Origin of the sequence: Methylobacterium oryzisoli (genome assembly GCF_046557895.1) — a bacterium.
GTDB classification, from domain to species: domain Bacteria; phylum Pseudomonadota; class Alphaproteobacteria; order Rhizobiales; family Beijerinckiaceae; genus Methylobacterium; species Methylobacterium oryzisoli.
On record NZ_JBKIBX010000087.1, the window covers coordinates 1 to 7,402 of the forward strand.

Here is a 7,402-nt window from a genome sequence, read left to right on the forward strand (position 1 = left end):
ATCGCCGTTGGCCGCGAGGTAGCCGTTGGTAGAGAAGTACGCGTTCGGATCGCGACCCTCCCGCCAGCCAGCTATGTTGTAGTGGTCTATAGCAGCAATACCTGCCGCGGCAACATCAGGGTTAGCTGCCAGATAATACGCTGTGTCGAATGTTGCACTGCCGTCCGAGTCAGGCGATGATTGCCTCGACGCCACCTCTAGGGTATAGTTACCCGTCGTGAAAGCTTTTTGGCTGGCCTCCAAATAGTAATAGCTCGTTGCTGTTGCCGTGTAGACAATTCTTGAATTTAAACTACTATTTACAGTAATGCTGTAGTTATCGTTGATTGCAATCTGTTGTCCATTTAGATCAAGAAGTCGAAGAACAGGGTCGACGAAGATGGATGCCCTCAGATCGAATGTGTACGTCTGGCCGGCAAGTAATTTCGCATAATATATATCTATCTCATTGGGGGGCACCAATTTTTGCATGGGTCATATGAGATGAACCAACTTTAGCTTCGCCGAGTGAGCGATCAGAAAACCATTTTCTTCTCAAGTTGCTAAGATCATTGGGATCAAAAGCACCATCGAAGAAAACCAAATTCAATGAAATGTCGTCCGATACAGACAAATCTCGGCGGTGAAAACTGAAGTTGCCCCAATTGTAATTTCCTGGCGCGATAGTTCCATCTAAAAAAATCCAGTTTGGACTTGTCGAGCCGTTTCCTGGCAGGAATCCTGGAGATGGGCCCACTGTTGTCCTAACAGTGAAGTTGGGAAATTCGCCCGAGTCAATCAAAGGTCCGCCGGTGGCAGAAGGATGAAAATGTGTGTATATTGTGTGATATGCATTAGGTGTATTTGGAAAAAAGTCGCTGACACCGGCCAAATAAAAAGCCATTGTATCGTAGGAAGGGGGATTTCTAATAGTTATTCCGAGATTGTTATGGAAGTTGATGCCGATGGTGCCGCGCAATCCATTTGCAGACGCTTGTGATGGCGGCGTGTTAGTCGGATCATCAGGGTCATTCTCATGCATATCTATCGAGATTATTCCGTGATAATCTGATCCGAATAACAGATCTGGGCTAAGATTGTAATCGAAAATCAATGGCTCAGAAACTCCGTCCAGTCGAAAGTTATCTGCTCGAGCTCCTTGCCTAATGGTGACTTGATCTTGAAGCGTGAATGTCCAACTGCCGCCATTCACATCGATCACATTGCGAGTGTAAGACATGATATCACTCTAAGTCATAAATTCACCTCGTGTTCACGGACCTCGGCGTGCGCGCCCATGACAGTTGTAGCGTAACTCTATTTTATGTGATCGGAAGTGATGCAATCCAAGCTGGAGTCTTCGAAACAGCCGAGGTGCAGGAGGGCCGCGTAGTTGGGCGGCAAGTCGGCAATGGTGCTGGTCCGAGAGGCCGCTTTCTTCCGTATGCCAGCAGTCACCAAGTAGAGCGCCGGCCTATTTTGGGGGGCGTCGTACTGACATCGCAGGAGCTTTGGCGCCAGCCCCTGCAGCGGGTTCAGTAGGGCATCAGCGGTGTCTAAGTACAACGGCGGAAGTCATGTGGGATGCGCTCCGATGATGGAGCAGCCACCGCCTGGCTTGCGGTTGTAACGGTCGAAGAAGGCCCGGGTGGCTTCAACCAGGGCGTCGATGCTGGCGAACAGCTCACAGTGTGTGACCTCGCGGCGGAACTGGCGCCAGAGCATCTCAATCGGGTTCAGCCACGGGCTGTAGGTTGGGAGGTAAAGCAGGACGAGGCGCCCGGCCGCGCCGCGCAGCACCGCCTCGACCTCCTCGTCCTTCAGCGACCTCACGTCGCCGCTTATGAGGGCGGGTGAGGACCACCGTCTGGCCGCTATGCCAATCGACCGCCCCGAGCCCATAGCGCCGCGTCGGCTGCATCGGGGTCGGGATCATCACCTGCTGCCCCTTGGAGCCCCACATCGGCCGCAGGGTCGGATACCAGCTGATGTTGAACTCGTCGGCGTAGTAGAAGACCGAGCCGGGCCTCAGGCGGTCGCGAGCGAGTTCGACCGCCTTTTTTTTGACAGTATAGTCCGGATCCGGGCTGCTAATTGTATGCTGGGGACGACCAAACCCGAGATCTGCCGCACGCAGCAGCCGATGGATGCTGGCCACGCTCATGCGCAGACCAGTCTCCTCCGGCAAATAGTCGGCGAGACGAGCGGCGGTCCACATCGAGAACGGCAGATCGAGGGCGCGCGGGCGCCGCCGTACCAGCTCTACCAACCGCTCGCGATAGTCAGTCCCGGCCTTGGCCGGCTTACCCGAGCGCGGCGCGTCAGAGAGGCCGTGGATGCCCTCGGCCTCGTAGCGATGAACCCAGCGTCGAACCGTCTCGCCACTCTCGCGCACGATGGCGGCAACGTCCGAGACGGCGACGCCCTGCTCGGCCATGAGCAGGATCATCTGCGCACGCGTGCGAACTCGGACGTCGCGCGTCGTTCGGTAGAGATCGTCAAGCTCGTGCAGTTGGCTGACGGTCAGGCTCTCCAGACGCAGGGCACGCATCGCGGCCTCCCGGCTTGGCGTACCAGCATACCACGAAACTTATGAGGACGTACTTAGTGGTTCATCCGGCAAGTTATGTGGCCTTGGGCAGGAGGGCGATACCAGGCGGGCGGGATGGGCGATGACGCCGCCGCTGGCCCCAGACGAAGGGATGGCGATGCGCATTCCAGTACTCCGTCGCTTGCGCGATGGCGGCGGTGACCTCGTCCCAGGTCTCGAAGCGACGGCCGGCCAGGGTGAGCGAGCGCAGCACCTTCCACCACGGCTCGATCAGGTTGAGGTACGCCGCATATTTCGGCTGGAACACCATCTCCCAGCGCGGATGCGCCAGCAGGAACAGCAGCACGTCAATGGCGCGATGGCTGCCCAGGTTGTCGGCAATGGCGTAGACACGCGCGACCTCCGGCGGCAGCCAGCTCTCAACCTCCTCCAGGAAGACCACCCAGTGAGCCGTGCCCCGGCCTGGGTAGGGGCGCGTGAAGGCGGCGCCCGTCGCCGGGCAGAACGCCCCGAACACATAGCCTTTGCCGCGCCGGCCATAGTCGATCTCCTGCCGGGCACGCTCCGCAGGAGGTGGGTGGGGTCGGACGAGGCTCCGGCCCGGATAGCTCCTGGCGCTGAGAGGGCCCATCTCGTCTAAGCAGACAGCAAGGCTGCCCTCAGGCGGCGTGGTGTAGAGCGTCTCAATCCGCCCCTTTTTTCAGCGAACTCAGGGTCGACCCGCTCGCCGAACCAGCTCTCCTGCCGACGCCAGCGCAGCCCCTCCCGGAGCAGGATCTCGCCGATCCGGCTGCGCCGCATCGCGATGCCCTTGTGCTCGCGCAGATAAGCCGCCAGACGGTCCAGCGTCCACGAGGCGAAGGGCAGATCCAGACGCCGCGGGTTGGTCAGCGCCGTGGCGAGGACGGCCGCCACGTCATCCGTCGAGTACGTTGTCGGCCGCCCCGAGCGGGCCTGGTCCTGCAGGGCGACCAGCCCTTCGGCGGTGAACCGGCGAATACGGCGACGCACGGTCTCGGCACTGACCCCGAGCGCCGCGGCAATCGCGGGCGGTGTCTCTCCTTGGCTGGCACACCAGATGAGGCGGGCCCGCTCGACCCGGCGCGCCTCCGCCGTTCGCGAGCGAGCTAAGCCCTCCACCGCAGACGCCTCCTCAGCCGTCAACTCGCGCAGACAAACAGCTGGACCACGCATGGCACGTCTCCCGGGTAGGAGCAGCCGTCAGCATACCTCACGACATGCCGGATGAACCACTTAGCATTACGTGGGCACTTTGAGGACAGATGGCAGCTGGAAGCGCCTGTGGCAGTGCGGGCAGCGGACGGGTGGGACGAGGCTGGCGAACAGCCGTCCGATGATCGCCTGGCGCACCGCCGGCAGGCTCGGCGCGGGCGGCGGTCCCGGCAGGCCGGTCGGCGTTTTTCCCCCGCTCCGCCCGATGATGCTCGGCCAGACGCAGGTGCTGGAGGTAGCCCCGGATCGGACGAAGCCTGCGCCATCGCCGCCTCCCACGACAGCCGCCACGGAAGGCAAACGCACCGTCCCGATCAGAGTGCCCAAGTAGTGCTAAGCTTGCCACATTAATCGCCGGAGAGGATAACATCGCGCGACGGTCCGACCTAAGCCTCGCCGAACGTGGGCTTGCTCAAGGGTGAGGTGTGATTGGCCTTTAGCAGAACACCTACAATCGTGTCGGGCCGCACCCGTCTTCAGGCTATCGGCCGCTCGCGTCCGTCAGATTCCCGGATCTGGCCTTCCGGCTACCCATGGCTGCGGCCATTGCAGTAGCCTCGCAATTTGCCCGGTCCAAAATACCGGTCCGGTCAGAAGCTCATTCGGTAATCCAACAGCGCGATTTTGTGAACTTGCAGATGAAATTTCACTTCCCAGCCTTCGCCGTGGCAGCCGCCCTCTTGGCGACCTCATCGTGGGCAGATCAGATCTTGCCGCAAGGCCGCGTCCTTGAGAGCGGCCCCAACTCAGGCGATATCCTGTCTGGGACCTTGGGGGTTGGCAGGGCACAGAGGAATAAGACCACGCTAACGCCAAATTCTCTCGAGATCCAGGGTAGCGATGCAAGGTTGTCTCTGCCGCGCACGGGAGGGTACTGGAGGGACAGGGGTGGCGTCCCCGCAAATTTTACACGCCTCAACGATCGAGTGTTGATCGGCGCCGCTGCCGAGTGGGATGGAACCTTCGCCGGGTCCACGTCCAATTGGCAGTGGAAAATGGGCAATGGCATCTACAATTATCTGCTGCGGAATGCGCAATTTGCCGTGACAAGCAGCTACAGTCAGCCCGCGGGTCTCTTTGCTGCTGACACGGCTTCCAGTTCTGGATTGCCTGGTGAACCTACCAGTACCTGTTGCGCGATGCCCCTCGGCCTCCTGGCGTTCAATAACAATCAGTCCAGTCCGCAAGGGATGTGGGGCATTTACATTACCGGTGGGCGGCTGAGTGGGACGGGTAGCTGGGCAAACGAAATCGACGTCTTCAACGCATCTAATGCTGTCGTCAAGCTCAACCCCTATACGTCCAGCGCCACCTCGGGGGTCACACTCGGCCTCGCCTTACAGTCCGGCGGCGAGGCCGCTGAGAAACCTGGCGGCGTTCCGGCATTCCCGCAACTTTCTCCTACCACGGCGGCAATGCTGATCGCCGGCAACGGATCGAGTTGGGACCGTGGTATCGTCTTCCGGCAGCTTAGCATCGCTGACCAGTATCCGAAAGCCATCGACCTGCCCGCTAACTACCGGATGCGATGGACGCACGATGACACTGATCAGACCGAGGCTTTCATCAGCTCCAACGTTGGTGAGTACAGTAAGGCTATGGGCCTTCAGTTTTCGCCCTTCGGCGCACTCTTCCAAGATCCTAGCCTTAGTAAGATCTATGCGCAGATCTCATATGTTCCTGATGTAGTAAACCGTCCAGTTTTAGCGGGAGGCGCCACCAGGCAATCCGTGATTTATGGTGCTGCAGGCGGCGATACAGACATATCTATCAGGCTACAGCCTGCGGGCTCCGCTCCAGTCCATGTCTCTACTTCACTCTCACTACAGCCTTATGCTGTTGCGTCTCTGCCAGTATGTAATGCGGCGCGTGCATATCAAGTGGTTGCCATTAGCGACGCAGCGAATGTTGCTTACAACGGAGTGGTAACTGGCGGGGGAGGTGCTCGAACACTCGCCTTGTGCAATGGGTCTAAGTGGCTTTACCGCTGAAAATACTCAATAATTCATGGGATCAGGCATGAAAAACATTTTAACGGCTAGCTATCTTTTGCTCTCTATGCCCGTGGCGGCTGTTGCACAGCAATCGCCTCCAGATCCGGAAAAGCAGGCTCTAGCATACCAAATTCAAGAATGCATTGAGGGAAAAACTAGGGCGCTTACTGGCTTCATAGCTAACGAAGCTCAGCTCAAAGAGCTGAGAGAAAAACTTGTCGCCGAGAAGAAGCGCGCTGATGAGGCTGAGGGACGCTTAAGGGCGCTCGAAACCTCATCTGGTCAGAAGTAGACAGGGCAAGCTGGATCATGCGCCGACGCTTCCCGGTGCCAGCTTGGCGGCCTTGAGTATGTCGTTCTGGATCGCTCTTGATGTTCGCGATGCCACGTACGCGTTAGGATCACGCCACTCGATCCCGGCTTTAGGCAGGAAGACTGGGACGACACGCTCGCCAACACTCCACTTCGTGGACGACTTCGTGCCCGAAGCTGATCAGCTCGGCTCAGATACGGTCACGTTGTTCGAGGTGCGTCCGAATTCTGGCGTGATCTCGCAGGGGTCGGTGCGGGGTGCTGACGCGTGAGCGTGGGTGGGCCTCACATCCTCGTGGAGGGTGACGCGGGACAGTCGGAGCGTGTCAGGAGCTCTGTCCTATGTCGATGCCAAGGGAATGACGTATGGACGGCCGGAATGGACGCGGCCGCGCGCTACTTCGCCTCGGCCGGAGCACGGCGGCTGGGTTTGCGGAGTGAGCACGACATAAAGGCGGCCGGGGCCGCCTCTATGCCGAATGGCCCAGGTGTCAGAGGCTGATGGCTTCGACTTGAAGGTCTCCGCCACAAGCCTGGGGCGGCATATGCGCGAAGTCCATGTAGCCGGCCGCATGCGCCATGCAGTCGAGCACCTGCTCACGGGATGGCGCTTCACCCACCCAGAGGATTGCACCCGTTCTGGTCTGTCTCACCTGGAAGATGCGCATCGGTTTCCGCCCACTCTTGGTATGTCGCAGGTTGAGAACGCAGACTAAGACTGATGGTTCGAGCGCACACCCTAAATGTTGCAGCATCAAGCCTCACGCCTGTGTCTCATTTGCAACATGCAGCGCCAGGATCGATTCTGCCACCGAGCGCGGCCACATTCCTGCTTTCGAAAGCGCTACTCGGTAGCGTCAATCCGGCCCCGCATTTGAGGAAGACCTTTGACGGCAGCAGCTCCGATCACGATCGAGGGTAGCATCGACAAGCTCGTTGGTGAGTACCTTGCCGAAGCCGCTGGCGACCCCCTGCGGGCATTGCGCCTTGCTATCAACGACGCGCTGCTTGAGCGAGCGGAAGCTGAACACCGAGCCGCGGAGCAGGATCGATCGATCTCACGCGGGTTCATTCGTGCAGGCCTTCCCCGCCCTGCGGCGTAAAAAGCCAGGGCAGAAGCTGGTGCGCCGTGGCAGCCTGCGAGGGCGACGACGGAGAGGCTGGCGGAGCCGACTGCAGGAACGTGCCCGCCCCCTGAAGACGTGCCTCGCGGCGGCTGATTGGGGGCTGAACCTGAGGTCCCGCCCCCACTCGGTCGGCTCGCGCTGCGGGTCAGCCGAAGGCACCGTCGCCCTGGCTCTGGCGTCCCTCGTGCACGCCCGCGACCAGGAAG

At 59.7% G+C, this 7,402-nt stretch carries 8 protein-coding genes and 1 pseudogene; 2 read left to right on the forward strand and 7 right to left on the reverse strand.

What is annotated here, in order from left to right; genetic code table 11:
* From ACKUB9_RS33660 to ACKUB9_RS33685, 6 genes and pseudogenes are all read right to left on the reverse strand, one after another.
* Nucleotides 1-459, reverse strand: a pseudogene (locus tag ACKUB9_RS33660) (hypothetical protein); the annotation flags it as partial.
* A complete protein-coding gene (locus tag ACKUB9_RS33665) occupies nucleotides 446-1,219 on the reverse strand; it encodes a hypothetical protein (RefSeq protein WP_407530970.1) in 774 nt (257 codons plus the stop codon). The gene ACKUB9_RS33665 and the pseudogene ACKUB9_RS33660, both read right to left, overlap by 14 nt.
* Nucleotides 1,220-1,554: 335 nt before the next feature.
* Complete coding sequence (locus tag ACKUB9_RS33670; protein WP_407530972.1) at nucleotides 1,555-1,812, reverse strand: transposase; 258 nt, start codon at nucleotides 1,810-1,812, stop codon at nucleotides 1,555-1,557.
* On the reverse strand, nucleotides 1,706-2,530 hold the full coding sequence (locus ACKUB9_RS33675; RefSeq protein WP_407530974.1) for an IS630 family transposase: 825 nt from the start codon (nucleotides 2,528-2,530) through the stop codon (nucleotides 1,706-1,708). The genes ACKUB9_RS33670 and ACKUB9_RS33675 overlap by 107 nt, the downstream gene beginning before the upstream one ends.
* Before the next feature lie 73 nt (nucleotides 2,531-2,603).
* Nucleotides 2,604-3,161: a transposase gene (locus ACKUB9_RS33680; protein ID WP_407530975.1), complete on the reverse strand. Its 558-nt coding sequence runs from the start codon at nucleotides 3,159-3,161 to the stop codon at nucleotides 2,604-2,606.
* A 5-nt stretch (nucleotides 3,162-3,166) separates the two neighbouring features.
* Entirely contained in the window at nucleotides 3,167-3,724 is a 558-nt protein-coding gene (locus ACKUB9_RS33685) for a helix-turn-helix domain-containing protein (RefSeq protein WP_407530977.1), read from the reverse strand.
* A gap of 968 nt (nucleotides 3,725-4,692) precedes the next feature.
* Between ACKUB9_RS33685 and ACKUB9_RS33690 the strand changes: the two genes are divergently transcribed.
* Both ACKUB9_RS33690 and ACKUB9_RS33695 read left to right on the forward strand, forming a co-directional pair.
* Nucleotides 4,693-5,754: a hypothetical protein gene (locus ACKUB9_RS33690; protein ID WP_407530979.1), complete on the forward strand. Its 1,062-nt coding sequence runs from the start codon at nucleotides 4,693-4,695 to the stop codon at nucleotides 5,752-5,754.
* Nucleotides 5,755-5,782: 28 nt separating this feature from the next.
* Nucleotides 5,783-6,049, forward strand: a complete 267-nt coding sequence (locus ACKUB9_RS33695; protein WP_407530981.1) for a hypothetical protein — start codon at nucleotides 5,783-5,785, stop codon at nucleotides 6,047-6,049.
* 511 nt (nucleotides 6,050-6,560) lie between these two features.
* On the opposite strand, the gene ACKUB9_RS33700 is transcribed toward ACKUB9_RS33695, so the two are convergent.
* On the reverse strand, nucleotides 6,561-6,737 hold the full coding sequence (locus tag ACKUB9_RS33700; protein WP_407530983.1) for a hypothetical protein: 177 nt from the start codon (nucleotides 6,735-6,737) through the stop codon (nucleotides 6,561-6,563).
* Nucleotides 6,738-7,402: the final 665 nt, after the last annotated feature.